The sequence below is a fragment of the Xinfangfangia pollutisoli genome, assembly GCF_020179405.1.
GTDB classification, from domain to species: domain Bacteria; phylum Pseudomonadota; class Alphaproteobacteria; order Rhodobacterales; family Rhodobacteraceae; genus Pseudogemmobacter; species Pseudogemmobacter pollutisoli.
This window is the reverse complement of record NZ_JAICBZ010000035.1, coordinates 20,823-39,969: the sequence shown is the minus strand read 5'-3', so window position 1 is coordinate 39,969 and position 19,147 is coordinate 20,823. Positions and strand designations below refer to the sequence as shown.

17 protein-coding genes and 1 riboswitch are annotated in these 19,147 nt (G+C 69.7%); of the genes, 10 read left to right on the top strand and 7 right to left on the bottom strand.

Annotated elements, in window-relative coordinates; all coding sequences use genetic code 11:
- Window positions 1-1,666, top strand: a 1,666-nt coding sequence (locus K1Y73_RS11920; protein ID WP_225028519.1) for a 3-hydroxyacyl-CoA dehydrogenase family protein, incomplete at its 5' end; no start/stop codon positions are given.
- Here K1Y73_RS11920 and K1Y73_RS11915 read toward each other — a convergent pair.
- Window positions 1,663-3,936 (bottom strand): penicillin acylase family protein, encoded by a 2,274-nt coding sequence (locus K1Y73_RS11915; RefSeq protein ID WP_225028518.1) that lies wholly within the window; start codon window positions 3,934-3,936, stop codon window positions 1,663-1,665. The genes K1Y73_RS11920 and K1Y73_RS11915 overlap by 4 nt on opposite strands.
- A gap of 176 nt (window positions 3,937-4,112) precedes the next feature.
- Here K1Y73_RS11915 and K1Y73_RS11910 point away from each other — a divergent pair, with 176 nt between their 5' ends.
- The 9 genes from K1Y73_RS11910 to K1Y73_RS11870 all read left to right on the top strand — a co-directional run bounded on the left by K1Y73_RS11910 (window position 4,113) and on the right by K1Y73_RS11870 (window position 13,737).
- Window positions 4,113-4,862: a helix-turn-helix transcriptional regulator gene (locus K1Y73_RS11910; RefSeq protein WP_225028517.1), complete on the top strand. Its 750-nt coding sequence runs from the start codon at window positions 4,113-4,115 to the stop codon at window positions 4,860-4,862.
- Between the two features lie 104 nt (window positions 4,863-4,966).
- Window positions 4,967-5,881 (top strand): proline iminopeptidase-family hydrolase, encoded by a 915-nt coding sequence (locus K1Y73_RS11905; RefSeq protein WP_225028516.1) that lies wholly within the window; start codon window positions 4,967-4,969, stop codon window positions 5,879-5,881.
- A 26-nt stretch (window positions 5,882-5,907) separates the two neighbouring features.
- Window positions 5,908-7,335 carry an amidase gene (locus tag K1Y73_RS11900; protein ID WP_225028515.1) on the top strand — a complete coding sequence of 476 codons (1,428 nt, stop codon included), beginning with the start codon at window positions 5,908-5,910 and terminating at the stop codon, window positions 7,333-7,335.
- A gap of 43 nt (window positions 7,336-7,378) precedes the next feature.
- Window positions 7,379-8,923 carry an ABC transporter substrate-binding protein gene (locus K1Y73_RS11895; RefSeq protein ID WP_225028514.1) on the top strand — a complete coding sequence of 515 codons (1,545 nt, stop codon included), beginning with the start codon at window positions 7,379-7,381 and terminating at the stop codon, window positions 8,921-8,923.
- 85 nt (window positions 8,924-9,008) lie between these two features.
- On the top strand, window positions 9,009-9,932 hold the full coding sequence (locus K1Y73_RS11890; protein WP_225028513.1) for an ABC transporter permease: 924 nt from the start codon (window positions 9,009-9,011) through the stop codon (window positions 9,930-9,932).
- Window positions 9,929-10,792 (top strand): ABC transporter permease, encoded by an 864-nt coding sequence (locus tag K1Y73_RS11885; protein ID WP_225028512.1) that lies wholly within the window; start codon window positions 9,929-9,931, stop codon window positions 10,790-10,792. The genes K1Y73_RS11890 and K1Y73_RS11885 overlap by 4 nt, the downstream gene beginning before the upstream one ends.
- On the top strand, window positions 10,789-11,604 hold the full coding sequence (locus K1Y73_RS22035) for an ATP-binding cassette domain-containing protein (RefSeq protein ID WP_263626605.1): 816 nt from the start codon (window positions 10,789-10,791) through the stop codon (window positions 11,602-11,604). The genes K1Y73_RS11885 and K1Y73_RS22035 overlap by 4 nt, the downstream gene beginning before the upstream one ends.
- Window positions 11,597-12,400 carry an ABC transporter ATP-binding protein gene (locus tag K1Y73_RS11875; RefSeq protein ID WP_225028511.1) on the top strand — a complete coding sequence of 268 codons (804 nt, stop codon included), beginning with the start codon at window positions 11,597-11,599 and terminating at the stop codon, window positions 12,398-12,400. Before K1Y73_RS22035 ends, K1Y73_RS11875 begins: the two co-directional genes overlap by 8 nt.
- Window positions 12,397-13,737, top strand: coding sequence for a M20 family metallopeptidase (locus K1Y73_RS11870; protein WP_225028510.1), 1,341 nt, complete (start codon window positions 12,397-12,399; stop codon window positions 13,735-13,737). Before K1Y73_RS11875 ends, K1Y73_RS11870 begins: the two co-directional genes overlap by 4 nt.
- On the opposite strand, the gene K1Y73_RS11865 is transcribed toward K1Y73_RS11870, so the two are convergent.
- The 6 genes from K1Y73_RS11865 to K1Y73_RS11840 form a co-directional block, all read right to left on the bottom strand.
- Window positions 13,732-14,970, bottom strand: coding sequence for an NtaA/DmoA family FMN-dependent monooxygenase (locus K1Y73_RS11865; protein WP_225028509.1), 1,239 nt, complete (start codon window positions 14,968-14,970; stop codon window positions 13,732-13,734). The genes K1Y73_RS11870 and K1Y73_RS11865 overlap by 6 nt on opposite strands.
- The gene (locus K1Y73_RS11860; protein ID WP_225028508.1) at window positions 14,967-15,971 is read right to left on the bottom strand and encodes an ABC transporter substrate-binding protein; all 1,005 of its coding nucleotides are present in this window, start codon (window positions 15,969-15,971) and stop codon (window positions 14,967-14,969) included. The genes K1Y73_RS11865 and K1Y73_RS11860 overlap by 4 nt, the downstream gene beginning before the upstream one ends.
- A complete protein-coding gene (locus K1Y73_RS11855) occupies window positions 15,968-16,711 on the bottom strand; it encodes an ABC transporter ATP-binding protein (RefSeq protein WP_225028507.1) in 744 nt (247 codons plus the stop codon). Before K1Y73_RS11855 ends, K1Y73_RS11860 begins: the two co-directional genes overlap by 4 nt.
- Window positions 16,704-17,462 carry an ABC transporter permease gene (locus K1Y73_RS11850; protein WP_225028506.1) on the bottom strand — a complete coding sequence of 253 codons (759 nt, stop codon included), beginning with the start codon at window positions 17,460-17,462 and terminating at the stop codon, window positions 16,704-16,706. Before K1Y73_RS11850 ends, K1Y73_RS11855 begins: the two co-directional genes overlap by 8 nt.
- 26 nt (window positions 17,463-17,488) lie before the next feature.
- Entirely contained in the window at window positions 17,489-18,112 is a 624-nt protein-coding gene (locus K1Y73_RS11845) for a Ykof family thiamine-binding protein (RefSeq protein ID WP_225028505.1), read from the bottom strand.
- Window positions 18,103-18,209, bottom strand: a riboswitch (TPP riboswitch). (Overlaps the previous gene by 10 nt.)
- Before the next feature lie 88 nt (window positions 18,210-18,297).
- On the bottom strand, window positions 18,298-19,143 hold the full coding sequence (locus K1Y73_RS11840; RefSeq protein WP_225028504.1) for an alpha/beta hydrolase: 846 nt from the start codon (window positions 19,141-19,143) through the stop codon (window positions 18,298-18,300).
- Window positions 19,144-19,147 lie beyond the last annotated feature (4 nt).

The window sequence follows — 19,147 nt, the reverse complement described above, 5'->3', positions numbered from 1 at the left end:
AGTGACGCTGGGCATCGTGCCGGGCGCGGGCGGAACGCAGCGCCTGCCGCGGCTGGTCGGAGTGGCGTGCGCGCTGCGGCTGATAGCCGGCGGCACGCGGATCGACGCAGAAGAGGCGCTGCAGATCGGGCTGATCGACGCGATCGCCCGCGGCGATCTGCTGGCCGAGGCGCAGGATCTGGCCCGCCGTCTGGCCGGGCAGAAACGGCGGGTCATGGACCGCCGCCCCCCGCCCGAGCCCGAGGCCGAGATCGCTTCCGCCGAGGCCGCGCTGATCCGCCGTCGCGGGGTGCGGCCCAATCTGGTGGAAGCCCTGCGCCTGACCCGGCTGGCGACAACGGCCGAAGGCGCCGCCGCGCTGGCCGAAGAACGTGCGGCCTTCCAGCGCCTGCGCCTGGGCGCGGATGCGTTCGCCCTGCGCCATCTGTTCTTTGCCGAACGCGCGGCGGCCGCGCCGCCCGGGCTGGTGCGTTCCGCCCAGGCCGGCATCGCCACCGTCGGGGTGGTGGGCGGCGGCACGATGGGCCGCGGCATTGCCCGGGCGGTTCTGGATGCGGGCCTGTCCTTGCGCCTGGCCGAACGCGACCCGCAGGCGCTTGCCGCAGCCCTGGCGCATCTGCGCGATGGGCTGGTCCACGATCATCAGCGCGGGCGGCTTGACGCGGCAGCTTTGGCCCAGCGAATGGCGCGGCTGCAGGGCGTCGATCTGGCCGGTCTGGCCGGTTGCGATCTGGTGATCGAGGCGATCTATGAAGACCTGAGCGCCAAGACCGCGCTGCTGCGCGCTTTGGGCGGGATCGTCGCCCCCGATGCGCTTCTGGCCAGCAATACCTCGTATCTGGACATCGACCGGATGGTCGCGGACCTGCCCCATCCGGACCGGGTGCTGGGCCTGCATTTCTTCAGCCCCGCCCAGGTGATGCGCCTGATCGAGATCGTGCGCGCCAGCCAGACCTCGGACGCAGCCCTGGGCCGGGCCTTCGCCTTTGCCCGGCGCCTGGGCAAGCAGCCGGTTCTGGCTGGCCTGGGCGAAGGCTTCATCGGCAATCGCATCTATGCCGCCTATCGGCGCGCGGCCGAGCTTCTGGTTCTGGAAGGCGCAAGCCCGGACCAGGTCGATGCCGCGCTGGTCGATTTCGGCTTTGCCATGGGGGTGTTCGATGTCAGCGACCTGTCGGGGCTGGACATCGCCTGGGCCATGCGCAAGCGCCGGGCCGCCACCCGCCCGCCGGACGAGCGCTATTGCCGCATCGCCGACCGTCTGTGCGAACGGGGGCGCCTTGGCCGGAAGACGGGCGGCGGCTGGTACGACCATGCCGAGGGCAGGCGCAGCCCCTCGGCGATCACCGCCGACATCATCGCCGAGGAACGCGCCCTGGCAGGGATCGTCGCGCGGCCCATCGCGGCGGACGAGATTCAGGCGCTGCTGATGGCGGCGATCCTGAACGAGGCGGCCTGCGTTCTGGAAGACGGCATCGCGGCCCGGCCCGGCGATATCGACGTGACGCTGGTGCATGGCTATGGCTTCCCGCGCTGGCGGGGCGGGCCGGTCTTCTGGATGCGTGGGCAGGACCGGGCGCAGATCGCCGCCGCGCAGGCCGCCCTGGCGCGCCTGTCCGGGCCGACCCACCGGGCCGGCGATCTGCAGCGGCTCTGGGCGGATTAGTCGGCCGCGGGGCCGTGGTCCTCCTGCTGCCGGCAGGTCGCGCGGATCACGTCCCAGTCATACAGCATCGGTGCCAGCGCGCCTTCGGCCCAGGCGGCGTTCTGGTCGCTGCGATGCGGATCGTCGGGGGCCGAGCCGCTGCCCGAGATCACCGTCCAGCCGCAATTGCCCCAATCGGCCAGATCGAAGACATAGCGGGCCAGCGCCGCATAGCCGGTGGCCAGCCCCTTGGCCGGCACGATGCCGGTGGCGCAGACGCAGTCATTGTCGCCGCCGATTTCCGCACAGGGCGGGTCAAGCCGCGCCGCGGCCTCGGGAAAGGCCGCCGACAGCGGGTGGCGCAGCTGTGCGCGATGCGCCTGCCCCCAGGGCAGCGGCGGGCCCTGGTCCAGCACCTCGCGCAGGGCGGCCTCGGTCAGACTGGCCCAGCTTTCGCCCCGCAGCAGCGCGGCATTCCCGGCGCGCAGCAGGCCCGGCAGGATCCACCAGATCTGGGTCAGCATGTCGCCCGGCGCGACCAGACCCGAGGCGATTCCCTGCGGCGCCGTCAGCCCCGCGGCGCGGGTGACCTGCACTGCAAGCGCCAGGCGGAAGCGGGCGTAAAGCGTGGGCTCGACCCGGTCGGCCTGCATCTGCCCGTCCCAGCCCGCCAGCCGGGCGGCCAGTTGCGCCGTGTCCGGGCTGGCGGCCGGATGCGCGGCCAGATGGGCGCGAAAGACCGGCGCAGCGCCGCTTTCGCAATCCATCATGATCGGCGCCATGGTCCTGGTCGACAGCACCGGCAGCGCATCCAGAAGCGCGGCAATGCGCCTGGCGCGCCAGGGCGGGGTCGCATCGGTGCAGAAGTGATAGGGACCGTCATCCGGCACGACGCGGTTGTTCGCGGTGATGATCCGCCCCCCGGCCGGGTCGATCGCGGCGGGCATGTCCTCGAACGGCACCATGCCCTGCCAATCGTGCAAGCCGGTCCAGCCCGGCACCGGCAGCCAGCCGTTCAGCCGGCCCCGCCGCGGCAGGGTGGCGCGCACCCGGTGGCCGATCCGCCCCGCGCGGTCGGCCGCCACCAGATTGTGGTCGATCAGGCCCCAGCCGCGCACCGCCTGGTGCAACTCGGCCACGCCGCGCGCCCGCAGCATCCGCGGCAGGCAGTCGAAGCTGCGATCCTCCGGCGCCAACTGGGGCGAGGCGAAGGCGATGGCATGCCCCTTGCGCGGATCGCCACAGATCACCGGGCCATGCGGCGTGGTCCAGATATCCACCGTCGCATCGGCGCCGCCGCGGATGGCGATCCGCTCTTGCCGATGCGCGACCGGATGCCAGGTGTCACGATGCAGAACCTGGCGCGCGTCCTTGTCGAACCGTTCAAGATACAGGTCCTGCAGATCGGCCATCGCATGGGTGACGCACCAGGCGACATCGGCATTGTGCCCGACATGCGGAAAGCCCGGCGCGCCGGGGATGGTCAGGCCGATCACGTCGAACTGGGCGCCGCGCAGATGCGCCTGGGCATACATGGCCGGCACGTCCAGCTCGCGATGCGGATCGCCGGCCAGGATCGGCAGGCCGGTTTCGGTATGGTCGCCCGAGACCACCCAATTGTTGCTGCCCCCGCCCGCCGTCGCATCCGAGCCCAGCGCCAGCAGCGCCTGCGTGGCAGGCGCCAGATCGGCAAGGCCCGCCACCCAGCGCTGCCCCTCGGCCCCGGGCGGCAGCACGAACCGGTCGGCGCCGCCATCGTCATGGCGCAGGGAGGATATCAGATCGGCGCCCACCGCCGGCAGGGCGGCGGCGCGGAACAGCTTCATCCAGAACGACCCCATCGCCAGGCCGATCTGCCGCGTCACGGCGATGCAATCGGCCTCGGTCCAGGGCGCGGGCCCTTCGGGCTGACCCAGCAGCGCATATTCCTCGGGCAGGGCGCCCGTCGCGCGCAGCCGGGCGATTTCGGCATTCACCCCGGCGCAATAGGCCTGCAGCATCGCCCGCGCCTCGGGGCCCAGCGCCTGAACATTGGCGCGCGCCACCGCCGCCCCGCCCAGCTGGCGCGCCAGAACGTCGCCCGGCAGCGCCGCGGGGCCCAGCCATTCGGCCAGCCGGCCCTGGGCGCGGCGGCGGGTGTGGTCCATCTGGAACAGCCGGTCGCGGGCATGCACAAGGCCCAAGCCGGCCCAGGCCCCCGCATCGCTGGCCGCGTGGACATGCGGGATGCCGTTCGACTCGCGCCAGAGGGTGAAGGGGGGCGTCGCCGGCGGGCTGGTCTGGGCGGTCATGCGTCTTCCTCGGGCGGTCTTGTCCTGCTGCACAGGAAAGGGTCAGCCTGTCTCAATCCAGGCCATCGGCCCCAGCTTATCCGCGCCAGCCGGCCCTGCGTAACCTATCACCCTTGACAGGGTGCCCCCCGATCCCCGCCAATTGCCGCAGGGGGATGGGACGACGTGGCAGACCGATGAACAGCGATCTGGAAACCATCCGGCGCAGCTTCGATGCAAGCGCCGGGCTTGAAGACCGGGTGGATGCCGCCTTCCGGCACATGCGCGGCCTGGGCTTTGACGGGATGATCTACGATTACACCCCGCGGGCGGCACGGGCCGACAAGCGCATCCCGATCCCCTCGGTCTTCGCGCAGCGCAATCTGGGCGACGAGATGTGGACGCGCTGGTCAGGCGACGAATATATCCGCATGGACCCGGTGCAGATGGTGGCGCTGTCGACCTCGGCCCCGTTCCTGTGGAGCTATGACCCCGAGATCGACAGCGTGATCCGCCCGCTGCTGACCCCCGATATCGCCCCGGTCGTGGCCTATCTGGCCGAGCGGCAGGTCTATTCCGGGGTGACCGTGCCGATCCATCTGCCTTCGGGCGATTTCGCCACCGTCACGGGGGTGACGATCGGCCGGGGCCGGCTGCGGCGCAGCGGCGCCTCGCGCGTGGTGGCCGATCTTGGGCTGATCGCGCATCTGTTCAACCAGTCGGCGATCGAGCTGATCGGCGACGATACGCTGGCCATCGGCCTGACCGCGCGCGAGCAGGAATGTCTGGGCCTGGCCGCCGAGGGCAATTCGGCGAAAGAGATTGCGCGGATCATCGACCGTTCCATCCCCACGGTGATCATGCATCTGAATGCGGCGGTGCGGAAACTGGGCGCGCGCAACCGCACCCATGCGGTCTGTCTGGCCAGCCGCCGCCGGCTGATCTAGGCCGCCACGCGCCCCGGCGCGGCACTATCATTTGTGACAGCTATACGACCGTCCTTCCCCGCCCCTAGCCTTGTCCGCGACAGCGCAGGCGACGGGACGGCGGAATGACGATGCACAGCGAAGCGGTACGCGAAGGCCATGCCGCATTCAAAGACTGGAAGACCTGGTACCGGGTGACCGGCGATCTGAAGGCGGGGCCGCTGCCCCTGGTCGTGGCGCATGGCGGGCCGGGCTGCACCCATGCCTATGTGGACAGTTTCAAGGATCTGGCGGCGCTGGATGGCCGGGCGGTGATCCATTACGACCAACTGGGCTGCGGAGGCTCGACCCGGCTGCGCGACAAGGGGCCGGGCTTCTGGACGGTGGATCTGTTCCTGGCAGAACTGGACAATCTGCTGGCCACGCTGGGCATCGCCGATCGCTATGCGCTGCTGGGCCAGTCCTGGGGCGGGATCCTGGGGGCCGAACATGCGGTGCGCCGGCCGGCTGGGCTGAAGGCGCTGGTTCTGGCAGATTCGCTGGCCAGCATGCAGACCTGGGTGGCCGAGGCGAACCGGCTGCGCAAGGCCCTGCCCGGCGGCATTCATGAGGTGCTGCTGAAGCATGAAACCGCCGGCACGATGACCGATCCCGAATATCTGGCCGCGACGGATGTGTTCTATCGCCAGCATGTCTGCCGCTGCGATCCCTGGCCGGCCGAGGTGCAGCGCACCTTCGACGCCATGGCCGAAGACCCCACGGTCTATGCCGCGATGAACGGGCCGACCGAATTCCACGTCATCGGCACGCTGAAGGACTGGACGATCGAGGACCGGCTGCCGCTGATCCAGGTGCCGACGCTGGTGATCTCGGGCCGCCATGACGAGGCGACGCCCGAAGTCGTGCGCCCCTTTGTCGAACGCATCCCGGACAACCGCTGGATCCTGTTCGAAAACTCCAGCCACATGCCGCATTACGAGGAACGCGCCGCCTGCATGGAAGCGGTCAGCCACTATCTGCGGGGGCGCGATGCGGCCTGACCCCTTGATCCGCGACGGAGGCGCCGATGACGCCTGAAGCCTATCTGGCGCAGGATGCGGTCGGGCTTGCGGCGCTGGTCCGGGCGGGCGAGGTCACGCCGGACGAGTTGCTGGATGCCGCCCTGGCGGCGGTGGGCGCCGTGAATGGCGTGCTGAATGCCGTCGTCTCGACCTTTGAAGACAAGGCCCGTGCCGCGATCCGGGCCGGACTGCCGGACGGGCCCTTCACCGGCGTGCCCTTCCTGTTGAAGGATCTGACCGCGCATTACGGGGGCGAGCCGACCGGCTCGGCCTGGGGCCCCCGGCTGACCCGCCCGGCCGCGGCGGATACCGAACTGGTCCGGCGCTACAAGGCGGCGGGGCTGGTGATCTTCGGCAAGACGGCCGTGCCGGAACTGGCGATGGACTGGAGCACGGAATCCCGCGCCCATGGCCCGACCCGCAACCCCTGGTCGCCCGGCCATACCACCGGCACCTCTTCGGGGGGCAGTGCCGCGGCGGTGGCGGCGGGGATCGTGCCCATGGCGCATGGCAATGATGCCGGCGGCTCGATCCGGGTGCCGGCCGCGTGTTGCGGCACATTCGGGCTGAAGCCCACGCGGGGCCGCCTGCCCACGGCGCCCGATGGCGACCGCTGGATGGGCATGCTGTGCGAACATGCGCTGACCTGGACGGTGCGCGACAGCGCCGCGCTGCTGGACGCGACCGCCGGCCCGCATCCGCATCAATTCTACAACGCCCCCGCCGGCCGCGACTTTGCCGCCGAACTGGGCCGCGATCCCGGCCGGCTGCGCATCGCCGTGTCGACGCAGGCGCCCTACGGTGCGCCGACCCATCCCGACTGCATCCGTGCGGTCGAGGATCAGGTCGCGCTGCTTGAGGATCTGGGCCATGTCTGCGTCCCGCAGGATCTGGACCTGCCGGAAGACGGCTGGCGCGATTTCCTGTGCCTGGCCATGGCCGAATATGCCGCCGAGATGCAGGCCGAGGAACGGATCCTGGGCCGCCCGCTTTCGCCTGCCGATTTCGCGCCGGTGATCTGGGAGATCGTCCAGCGCGGCCGTGCCCTGCGCGCGACCGATTATGTCCAGGCGCTGACCGGCACGCATCGCACGGCGCGGCAGATCCTGGCCCTGTTCGACCGCCATGACCTGTATCTGTCGCCGACGCTGGCGCAGCCGCCGGTTCCCCTGGGCCGCTTCGATCTTTCCGTCTCGGCCGAGGCGCATTACAGCGCCTATCTGGACTGGATGCCCTATACCCATCCCTTCAACATCGCCGGCGCCCCGGCCATGTCGATCCCAGGGATGCGCAATGCCGAAGGCCTGCCGATCGGCTGCCAGTTTGCCGCAAGGCCCGGCGCCGAGGCGCTGCTGTTCCGCCTGGCGCGCCAGCTTGAAACCGCCCGGCCCTGGGCGCAGCTGCGCCCGCCGATCCATCCCGCATCCTCATAACAACAGGCAAAGCCGCCCCTCACCCCCAACAGGACAGACCGCCATGACCGTTCTTCCCCGATTGACCCTTTCCGCCCTGCTTCTTGGCGCCAGCGCGCTGACCGCCCTGCCGCTGGCTGCCGAAACCACGCTGACCGTTGCGCGCAGCGTCGATGCCGACGGGCTTGACCCGCAGAAGGTTTCCACCACCCAGTCCAGCCAGGTCACCGACCTGATCTTCGACACGCTGGTCTCGCTGGACGCCACCGGCGCGCCGCATCCGGCGCTGGCGGAAAGCTGGACCATCTCGGAGGACAACCTGACCTACAGCTTCACCATCCGGCAGGGCCTGACCTGCCATGACGGCGCGGCTTTCGGCCCCGAGGATGTGGTCTTCACCTTCACCCGCGCGGTCGCGCCCGAGACGATGAACCCCCGCCTGTCGCAATATGGCCCGATCGAAAGCGTCACGGCCGAGGGCAATGTGGTGACCGTCAAGATGACGGAACCCTATGGGCCCTTCCTGTCCTATCTTGGCTCTTTCGCGCTTCCGATGCTGTGCAAAGGCTCGGTCGCGGCGGATGGCGCTTTCGCGCCCATCGGCACCGGGCCCTTCAGCCTGGTCGAATGGGTGCGCAACGACCATATCACCCTGAAGGCGAACGATGCCTATCAGGGCTTCGGCCAGCTGGTCGAAAACAAGGGCCGGCCCCATATCGACACGCTGAAGCTGGTGGTGATCCCCGAAGCGGTGGCGCGGATGGCCGCGCTGCGCTCGGGCGAGGTCGATCTGGCCGAACCCTCGCTGGAAGAGGCGGCGATGCTGTCGGGCGAGCCGGGCTTCAAGATCTATTCCGCCGATCTGTCGGGCCAGCAGGTCATGGCCGCCTTCACCTGGAAGCTTCCGCCCTTCGACAATCCCGAGGTACGCCGCGCCATCGGCATGGCGCTGGACCGCGACGCCTATGCCGCGATCGCCTATGAAGGGCTGGTCAGCCCGACGACCTGCCCGGCAGCCCCCGGCCTGATCGGCGTCGATCAGGAAAAATGCGCCGAATGGGGCACCAAATACGATCCCGATGCCGCGCGGGCGATCATGGAAGGGCTGGGCTATACGCCGCAGAACCCGCTGAAGATCAAGCTGTCGGTGCATGCGCTGCCGGGCTTTGACCAGATGCATCAGATGATGCAGCAGCACCTGGCCGAGATCGGTGTTGAGGCCGAGTTGGAGACGCGCGAAGTCGCGGCCTTCTTCGACCAGATGTCGCAGGAAAACCAGCGCACCGAAGGCATGCCGGTCCTGTGGACCATGGGCTATTCGGGCGTCGATTCCGACTACATGACCGTGATGTGGCAGCAGCCGGGCTTCGTGAACATGGGCGTCGGGGCCGAGCTGGACACCATGCTTGCCGACCAGCGCATGCTGACCGGCGAGGCGCGGGTGGCCAAATTGCAGGAGGTGCAGAAATATCTGCTGGAAAACACCTATGCCGTGCCGCTGGTATCGCCGGGCTGGAACTGGCTTTGGGCCTCGACCGACAAGATCGAAGGCTTCAAGACCGGCTTCGTCGCCTCGCTGATCTTCAATGACGTGAAGAAGATCGACTGAGCATCGCGGCCCGGACGAGAGGGCCTGACCATGGACCGGCGCGGCAAAGGCTGCGCCGGCCCGCCTTGAACCAAGCGGATCGCCCATGCTGACCTTTGTCGCCAGACGCCTGCTGACCGCCGCGATCACCATCCTTGTGGTGGTGTTTCTGGCCGGCGTGCTGATCCATCTTGTGCCGGGCGATCCGATCACGGCCATGCTGGCGCAATCGGGCAATGCCAGTGCTGCCGACATCGCGCGCCTGACACAGCAATACGGGCTGGACAGGCCGGTCTGGCAGCAGGCGCTGATCTATGTGGGCAATGTGCTGCAGGGCGATCTGGGCACGACCATCCGCGGCAATGAACCCGTGGCGCCGCTGCTGCTGGGCCGGCTGCCCAATACCATCGCGCTGGCGGTGGCCGGGCTGGGCACGGCGCTGGCGCTGGGCATTCCGATGGGGGTGATCGCGGCGGTGAACCGCGGCCGGGCCGCGGATTTCGCGGTGATGCTGATCGCCATCCTGGGCGTGTCGATCCCCGGCTTCTGGATGGGGCTGACATTCATCCAGGTCTTCTCGCTGCATCTGGGCTGGTTCCCGGTCGCCGGCACCAGCGCGCGCAACATCGTGCTCCCGGCCCTGACGCTGGGCATCGTGCATTCGGCGCTGGTGGCGCGGATGACCCGCTCGGCGCTGATCGACATCCTGAACGAGGATTACATCCGCACCGCCCGCGCCCGCGGCCTGCGCGAACGCGAGGTGCTGATGGTGCATGCGATGCGCCCGGCGATGATCTCGATCGTCACCGTGGTCGGCCTGGTCTTCGCGCATCTCTTGGGCGGGCAGGTCATCACCGAGAATGTGTTTTCCTGGAACGGCATCGGGCGGCTGGCCATTCAGGCCATGCTGCAGCGCGACTATCCGTTGGTGCAGGGCTTCATCGTGATCTTCGCCACCTCCATCGTGCTTGTCACCACAGCGCTTGACCTGCTTTACGGTCTGCTTGATCCAAGGGTCCGCCGCAGATGACCGATACCGCCCTGCCGCCCCGCCGCTTCCGCCTGCCTGCCGCGCTGCGCCACTGGTCGATCGCGACCGGCGCCGTGATCCTGGCCGTGGTCGTTCTGGCCGCGATCCTGGCGCCCTGGGTCGCGCCCTATGATCCGTTCCGCATGGGATCGGGGCCGCGCCTGTCGCCGCCCGGTGCCGCGCATTGGTTCGGCACCGATGAACTGGGCCGCGATCTGTTCAGCCGGGTGCTCTTGGGCGCCCGCGCCTCGCTGGGGATCGGGCTGGCCGCAGTGGTGGCGGGGCTGGGTCTGGGCGTCAGCTTCGGCCTGGTCATCGCCTTCTGCCCCGCGCGGCTTAAGGGCCTGCTGCTGCGCATCGTCGATGTGGTCTATTCCTTCCCCGACACCCTGCTGGCTCTGGCGCTGGTGGCCTTTCTGGGCCCCGGCGCCGAGAACGCCACGCTGGCCATCGCGATCAGCCTAATCCCCTTCTATGCCCGCGTCACCTATGGCCTGGCCGCGGTCGAGCGGGCGAAACCCTATGTCGAGGCGGCCCAGATCGCCGGCACCGCGCCCACGCGGATCATGCGGGTGCAGGTGCTGCCGAACATCCTGCAAAGCCTGATCGTCATCGGCAGCATCGGCTTTTCCTCGGCGATCCTGTCGGCTGCGGGCCTGTCCTTCCTGGGGCTGGGCGTGCAGCCGCCCTCGCCGGAATGGGGCTCGATCCTGGCCTCGGGGCGCAATTACATTGCCCGGGCGCCCTGGATCCTGATCTTCCCCGGTCTGGCGATCTGCCTGACGGTCCTCAGCTTCAACCTGATCGGCGACGGCATTCGCGACCTGACCGATCCCAAAGGCCGGCGGAGGCGCGGATGAGCGATCCCCTGATTTCCCTGCGCGACCTGTGGGTCCGCTATGGCGGGCCCCAGGGGCCGGCGGCGGTCGAGGCGGTCAGCTTCGATGTCCGCCCGGGCGAGATTCTGGCGCTGGTGGGCGAATCCGGCAGCGGCAAAAGCAGCCTCTCGCTGGCGATCATGGCGCTTTTGCCGGGGCAGGCCCATGTCTCGGGCCAAATCCTGTTCGAGGGCGCCGATCTGGCGGCGCTGGACCATCGCCGGATGGAGGATATCCGCGGCGCCCGCATCGGCATGATCTTTCAGGAACCGATGACCTGTCTGAACCCGGTCCTGTCCATCGCCCGGCAGATGACCGAGGGGCTGATCCGCCATCGCGGCCTGACCCGGGCCGAGGCGCGGGTGCGGGCGCTGGCCGCCCTGGCCGATGTGGGCATTCCCGAACCGGCGCGGGTGATGGGCAGCTATCCGCATGAATTGTCGGGCGGCATGCGCCAGCGGGTGATGATCGCGGCCGCGCTGACGCTGGACCCGGCGCTGCTGCTGGCCGATGAACCCACGACGGCGCTGGATGTGACGGTGCAGGCGCAGGTGCTGGAACTGCTGGTCGATATCCGCAACCGCACCGGCAAGGCCGTGCTGCTGATCACCCATGACATCGGCGCCGTGGCCGAGGTGGCCGACCGGGTGATCGTGATGAAAGGCGGCCGGATCGTCGAGGAAGGCCCCTGGGAGCAGGTGATCCGTGCCCCCCGCGACCCCTATACCGCCGCGCTGATCGGCGCCCATGCCGCGCTGGAAGCGGCGCTTGTGCCCGAGGAAAGCCATGGCTGACGCGACACCTCCGATCGTGGACATCCGCGGCCTGACCAAGACCTTCCGCGCCGCCGGGCGCCAGATCCGCGCGCTGGACGGGGTGGATCTGACCCTGGCCCCGGTCGAGACGCTGGGCATCGTCGGCGAAAGCGGTTCGGGCAAATCCACCATCGGCCGCATCCTGGCCGGGCTGGAAACCGCAACCGGCGGCGAGATCCGGCTGGCCGGGCAGGATCTGCGCGGGGCGCGCGGGGCGGCGGCGAAGGTGCAGATGATCTTCCAGGATCCCTATGCCTCGCTGAACCCGCGCATGCCGATCGGCCTGCAGATTCATGAAACCCTGCGCGGCAGCGGCCATCGCGACCGGGTCGCCAATCTGGCCCGCGCGGCCGAGTTGCTGGCCCGGGTCGGCCTGCCGCCCGACGCGCTGCAGCGCTATGCGCACGAATTCTCGGGCGGGCAGCGTCAGCGCATCGCCATTGCGCGGGCGATGTCCACCGATCCGGCGGTGATCGTCGCGGACGAGCCGGTCTCGGCGCTGGATGTGTCGATCCGCGGGCAGATCCTGGATCTGATGCGGCAGATGAAGGGGCACACCGCCTGTCTGTTCATCTCGCATGACATGGCCGCGGTCGCCAGCCTGTGCGACCGGATCCTGGTCCTGAACCGCGGCCGGGTGGTCGAGACGGGCCCCACCGCGCAGATCATTTCCAACCCGCGCGACCCCTATACCCGCGCCCTGCTGGAGGCCATTCCCCGGATCGGCCGGCGCCGCACCGGCACGGGCAGCACCCCGATGGAGACGCTTGCATGACCGCCGAGACCTATGACCTGCCGCCCGATCTGGCGGCGCGGATCGACGCCCAGATCGACGCCCTGTTCCCCGAAGCGCTGGAGGTGCTGCGCCAGATGGTGCGGGTCAACAGCGTCAATCCGCTGTTTCCGGGCATCGCGCGGGCGGATGTGATCGGCGGCGAGGCGGCCTCGGGCCGGATCTATGCCGATTACGTCACGCGCTTCGGCTTCGGGCTGGAAACCCTGGCACCCGACCCCGAGCGACCGAATTACGTGCTGATCCGCAAGGGCCGCGGCGGCGGCCGGTCGCTGATCGTCAACGGCCATCTGGATACGGTTCCGCCGGTGCGGCCGCAGGAATGGCGGGGCGGCGATCCGTGGTCGGCCGAACTGACCGAGGACCGGCTCTATGGGCTGGGCGCCACCGACATGAAGGGCGGGCTGATCTCGGCCGCGCTGGCGGCGGCGGCGCTGGACCGGCTGGGCCTGGCGCTGAAGGGCGATCTGCAGATCCAGGCCGTGGTGGGCGAGGAAACCGGCCATGGCGATCTGGGCACCGATGCGCTGCTGGAAGCGGGCTATACCGCCGATGCCGCGATCATCGCCGAGCCGACCAGCGTGCCCGGCCCCCTGGCGATCGCGCCGGTCTCGGTCGGGAATTTCGTGCTGCAGATCGAGGTGCAGGGCTATGGCACCCATGTCGGCAATCGGGGGTCTTCGATCCGGGCCGGCGGGGCGGGCAATGCGGCCGGGGTCAATGCGGTGGAAAAGGGCATGCTGGTCGTGCAGGCGCTGCAGCAGCTGGAACAGGAATGGGGGCTGACGAAACGCAACCCCGCCTTCCCGCCCGGCGTCTTCACCCTGACCCCGGCCTTCTTCCATGCCGATTCCGGTGTGCCAAGTGTGGGCTATCTGGCGCATCGCGCCCGGATCGGCGTTCTGGTCTGGTATCCGCCGGCGGTCGACCCGCAGGCGATCAAGGCTGAAATCGAAGCGCAGGTCCGGCATGCGGCGCAGCTGGACAGCTGGCTGCGCGATCATCCGCCGCTGCTGGTCTGGGAAAGCAACTGGCCCGCTTTCGAGACGCCCGAGGAGGCGCCGCTGGTGCGCCGGCTGATCGCCGACCGGGCCGCGGTTCTGGGCCCGGTGCCGGCGGGGCTGCGCGAGACGCATGGGTTCATCGCCTCTTGCGACGCGACCTATTTCACCCAGCGCGGCATTCCGGCCCTGGCCTTCGGCCCGGGCGATCTGGGCTGCGCCCATGCGGTGGATGAACATGTGCTGCTGGCGCAGTTGATCGACGCGGCGCGGATCTATGCCCGCAGCATGATCGGCTGGTGCGGCCTGTCGTCATAGCGGGGCAGGGCCCTGGCCGCGCAGATGCGGGGCGACATGGCGGCCGAAATCCACCAAGCCCTGCGGCAGAAGCGGCGGCATGACGTTGAACCCGTCGGCCGCGCCCTGGGCCAGCCAGTCGCGCAACACCGCCGCCACCTCGGCCCCGGTGCCGACCAGCAGAAGATGCCCGCGCCCCGCGGCAAAGCGCGCGGCCAGTTGGCGCAGGGTCAGCCCCTGTCGTCGGGCCTGGCCCAGCAACAGATGCGCGCGCGAATTGCTGAAACGGTTGGGCTGCAGATCGTCGGGCCCGAAGGGCAGCGGTCTGTCCAGCGGCGCGCTGGCCAGGTCCAGCCCGGTAAAGCGCGCAAGCTTGGCCAGGATATGGTCGATCTCAAGCCGCGCGGTCAGGGCCTGAAGCTGGGCCTCGGCCTTCGCGCGGGTTTCGTCGGCAAAGATCACCACCCCGGGCAGCAGCTTGACCGTATCGGGATCGCGGCCGCAGGCCTGGACCTGCTGGCGCAGGCGGGCCCGGAAGGCGCGGGCCTCGGCCAGGTCGGATTGCACGGTGAACACCTGATCGGCATGGCGGGCGGCGAAGGCGAGCCCCTCGGCCGAGGACCCGGCCTGCGCCAGCAGCGGCGGACCGTAGGGGGCGGGCGACAGGTTCACCGGCCCGCCGGTCGCACCATAGCGGCCCTGATGGCGGATCGGGTCGGGCGCCCGGTTCAGATAGCGGCCGGAAGCGGCATCGCCCAGCCGGGTGATCCCATCCCAGCCCGCCCACAGCGCCCGCACCGCCTGCACCACATCCTCGGCCAGCGCATAGCGTTCGGCCGTGGGCGGCATCTCGGGCCAGCCGAAATTCGCGGCCTCTTGCGGATAAGAGGAGGTGACGATGTTCCAGCCCGCCCGCCCGCCGCTGAGGTGATGCAGCGACAGGATCCGGCGGGCCAGCGTCCAGGGATGGGTGAAGCTGGTCGAAGCGGTGCCGGTCAGCGTCAGCCGCTGGGTCGCGCCAGTCAGCGCCGCCAGCACCAGGAACGGGTCCAGCGCTTCGGACGGGTGCTGCTCGGGCCGGTCCTGCAGGCACAGGATATCGCCCAGGAACAGCCCGTCGAAGCCCGCCGTCTCGGCCGCGCGGGCGCAGGCAAGCCAATGGTCCAGCCGCAGGGGCGCCATCGGATCGGCGCCCGGCGCGCGCCAGGCGGATTCATGGCTGCCATGGCCGAACAGGACGGCGTTCAGGATCACTTCGCCATCCAGCTTTGGTCATACCAGGCCGAGACATCGCCCGGCCAGGCCAGCACCGCGCCGCCGGCATCCTTCAGCACGCCGCTGTCGAACAGAAAACGCGCCATCGCGGCGAAACGGTCGGCGTCGATCGCCCCCACCGGGGCCGCGCCGTCGCGCAGATAGCCGCCCTCGACGATGGCCTGCATCGAGCCATGGACCAGCGCCGGATTGGGAAAATCGCCGGCGGCGATCATCATCTCGGCGGCCGCATCCGGGTGATCGGCCGCCCAGGCATAGCCCGCCTGGGTGGCGCGCATGAAGCGGGTGACCAGGTCGGGATCGGCGGCCAGAACCGTGGCCCGGGTGGCGATATAGCCGTTCTGCTGATCGGGAATGCCGTAATCGGCATAGCGGAAGGCCGATTGATGACGGCCCAGAAGCGCGCCGTTCACGCCTTCCCAGGTTGCCACTTCCAGGGTGAAATCCACCTGTCCGGCCGCAAGCGCCTCATAGGCGCCGGTGCCCAGCGTCACCGTATCCCAGACCGGATCGCCGCCGTCATGGGCGATCATCGTGCCGATCAGCGCGGTTTCCCAGGCGCTGCCGAAACCTGCATAGGTCTTGCCCGACAGATCGGCGGGCCGGGTGATGGCGGCATTGTCGCTGTTATACACAAGCCGCCCGGTTTCATGCTGCATCGTGGCCCAAAGCGCCACCAGATCTGCGCCGCCGGCCCGGGCCGACAGGAAGCCCAGCGAGGTGAGATAGCCGAAATCCGCCGCGCCCGAGGCCAGAAGCGCGGCCGAGCTGGTATCGGAATAGGGCAGGATCTCAACCTCCAGCCCGGCCTCGGCGTAGAACCCGCGGTCGCGGGCGACGATCAGGCCGATATGGTTGGTGTTCAGCGTCCAGTCCAGCGCGATGGTGACGGGGGTTTGCGCGTCGGTTGGTGCGGGTATCTCGGCCAGGGCGGGCGCCGACAGGGACAGGCAGGCGGCCAGGAAAGCGAAGCGGATCATCGGGGCGGGTCCTCTAGAAGCAGGGTTTTCAGGGTCTCGCGCAGCGGCGCCAGGGCGGCCTCGCTGCGCTGGTCTTGCGGGATCGGAACCGGAATTTCGGCGCGGATGCGGCCCGGACCCGCGGCCATGACCAGGATGCGGTCGGCCAGGCCCGTGGCCTCGTGCAGGTCATGCGTCACCAGCAGGACCGCGCGCGGGGCGGCCTGCAGCCGGCTCCGCAGCCAGTCCTGCATCCTCAGCCGGGTGACCGCATCCAGTGCCGAGAAGGGTTCGTCCAACAGCACAAGCCGGCTGTCCTGCACCATGGTGCGCAGGAAGGCCGCGCGCTGGCGCATGCCGCCCGACAGCTGGGCCGGATACAGCGCCTCGCAGCCGGCAAGGCCGAAGGCGGCAAACAGCGGGGCGACCCGGGCGTGCGCGGCGCGGCGGGGCAGGCCTGCGACGGTCAGGCCAAGGGCGGCATTCTGGGCGATGGTCAGCCAGGGAAACAGCGCATCGCCCTGCGGCTGATACGAAAGCGCCCGGTGCGGCGGCGCGATGGGCGCGCCGTCAAGCCGCAGCGTGCCTGTCGCGCCCAGCCCCTGGGGCAGGATGCCCGCCAGCCATTTCAGCACCGAGGTCTTGCCGCAGCCCGAGGGGCCGATCAGCGCGGTGATGCCCTGTGCGGGCAGGCGCAGCGCCAGATCGCGCACCAGATCGCGCCCATCCGCGCGGATGGTCAGGCCCTGAACCTCAAGCATCGGGGGCCTGCCCTTCGGGGCCGCGGGCGGTCAGCCGTGCGGCCAGATGCAGCAGCGCCAGCAGGGCCAGCGTCAGCCCGGCCGAGACGACGACCGCCGCCAGCACCAGATCGGCGCGGAAATTGTTCTTCGCCGCCAGGATATAGATCCCCAGCCCGCGCCGGGCGCCGGCATATTCGGCAAAGATCGTGGCGACGATCGCATAGGTGGCCGAGATGCGCAGCCCGGCCAGAAAGGCCGGCCGGGCCGAGGGCAGGCGGGCGCGGCGAAACACCGTCCAGCGCCCCGCGCCCATCGCCTGCAGCAGGTCGACAAAGGCCTGCGGCACCTGGCGATAGCCCGACAGCAGGCTGATCAGCATCGGCAGGAAGGTGACCAGCACCACCAGAAGCACCTTGGGCAGAAGCCCGAAGCCGAACCACAGGATCATCAGCGGCGCCAGCGCCACCAGCGGCACGGTCTGGCTGGCCACGAACAGCGGCATCAGCGCCCGCTCGGCGCGGGGCAGCGCCTGCAGCACGACCGAGGTCAGGAAGGCAAAGGCCACCGACAGCGAAAAGCCCAGCGCCGCGACGCTCAGCGTGGCCTGCGCATGCGGCGCGATCTCGGCCCGGTTCTGCACCAGCGCGCGCAGCACGCCCGACGGCGGCGGCAGCACCAGCGGCGACACGCCGGCGAGGCGACAATAGGCCTCCCATCCGGCCAGAAGGGCGGCAAAGACCGCAAGCGGCGTCAGGACACGCATCAGCATCGGCAAAGCCCCTTCTCCGGCGGCGCTTAGCGCGCCGAGGGGCTGTTGGCGGAGCAGGTCAGGTCGATCGTCACATGGCCCTGCGCCGGGCCGAAGCGCAGGAAGGCCTGGCGCAGCGTTTCGAACACCGCGCCGGCATCGCCGCGCAGCCGGGTGCAGAAATTCTTGGATTTCAGGAATGTGCCCGAGGTTTTCAGAAAGTCGATGCAGCCATAGATCTCGTCCATATGGCCGCCAGCGCCCAGCACATAGAGCGAGAATTGCACGTCGATCGCCACGCCCAGCACCGGGGCCGCGGCCACGGCGGCCTGGGCCTGGGCCTGGCGTTCGGCCAGTGGCTGATCCTGCGCCACGGCCAGGATCTCGCAGCGGCAGGACGGATCGTCGGGCTCTCCGGGGCAGCCGCGCGACAGGGTGGCGTGCAGCGTCACATGGGCGGGTTGCTGGGGGGGCTGCTGGGCCGCGCGGGCGAAAAGATCGCGGATCGCATCGAACAGCGGGCCTGGCGCGCCGACCATCAGGGTCGAGATATCGTCGGTCTCGATCCGCAGCTGGTCGCGATAGGGGGCAAGGGCTTCCAGCCCCGACAGGATGACGCCGACGAAATCGGACGTCATGGGATAAAGCGACACCTGCGCGCCGATGAACATGGTTTCCTCGCTCCGCCGGTATTACCCGGATCAGCTGTGAAGGGTTCACGCGTCATCGCGCATCTCAGCCCCGGTCGGAGCACCCCTGGTTACGGGCCGACCATGCGATCTGGGCGGGGCCGTGTCAAGGCAGCGTTGCGGTTGCGGGAAGGCCCCGTCTCAGGGCCCCGTCTCAGGCTCCCGGCTCAGGCCTCGGCCACCATGTCGGCCAGACGCTGGCCCAGCGGCGCCTGGGGATCGGCCAGGGCCAGAACCACGCTGAGATGATTCAGCCCCGGCTCGCGGCGCAATTCCACCGCGGCGCCCTGGCCCTGCAGCCGGGCCGCCAGCGCGGCCGATTGATCATGGAATGGCGCGGTTTCGGCGGCACCACAGGTCAGGATGCGGCGCGGGCCCGGCAGCTGATCCGAGGTCAGCGGCGACCAGGCCGCGGCCTCTTCGGGCGTCATCTTGGCTTCATCCTTCAGGAAACTGCCCGGAATGCCCGACAGGTCGTAAATGCCGCTGACCAGCAGCAGGGCGCGGGGGGCGGGCAGGGGGCCAGACGCCGCGCCAGGCGTCTCGTCCGGGCCATGGGCGGCCAGGTAGCTGGCCAGATGCGCGCCGGCGGAATGGCCGCTGGCGGTGAAACGCGCCGGATCGGCGCCGAATTCTGGCGCAACTGCCAGAACGTGGCGCGCCGCGGCGCGGATCTGGGCGACGATGCGGGGCAGGCGGGTGCCCGGCATCAGATCATAGGTGGCCACGGCCGCGATGCCGCCCGCCGCCAGAGCCGGCGCCGCGACCAGCCAGTGATCCTCTTTCCGGCCCGAGCGCCAATAGCCGCCATGCAGGAACAGATGCAGCGGCGCGCCCTTGCGGGGCGAGGGGGGCAGAAGGAGATCCATCCTCTCGCGCGGGCCCGGCCCATAGGCCAGATCGGCGCGCAGATCGGCCCGCGCCGCCAGGTCGCGCGACCGCGCCGCCGTCTCGGCCATCAGCGCGTCGAAATCGGGAATGAAATCCCGGTTGCGATACAGATCCTGTGCCATCCGC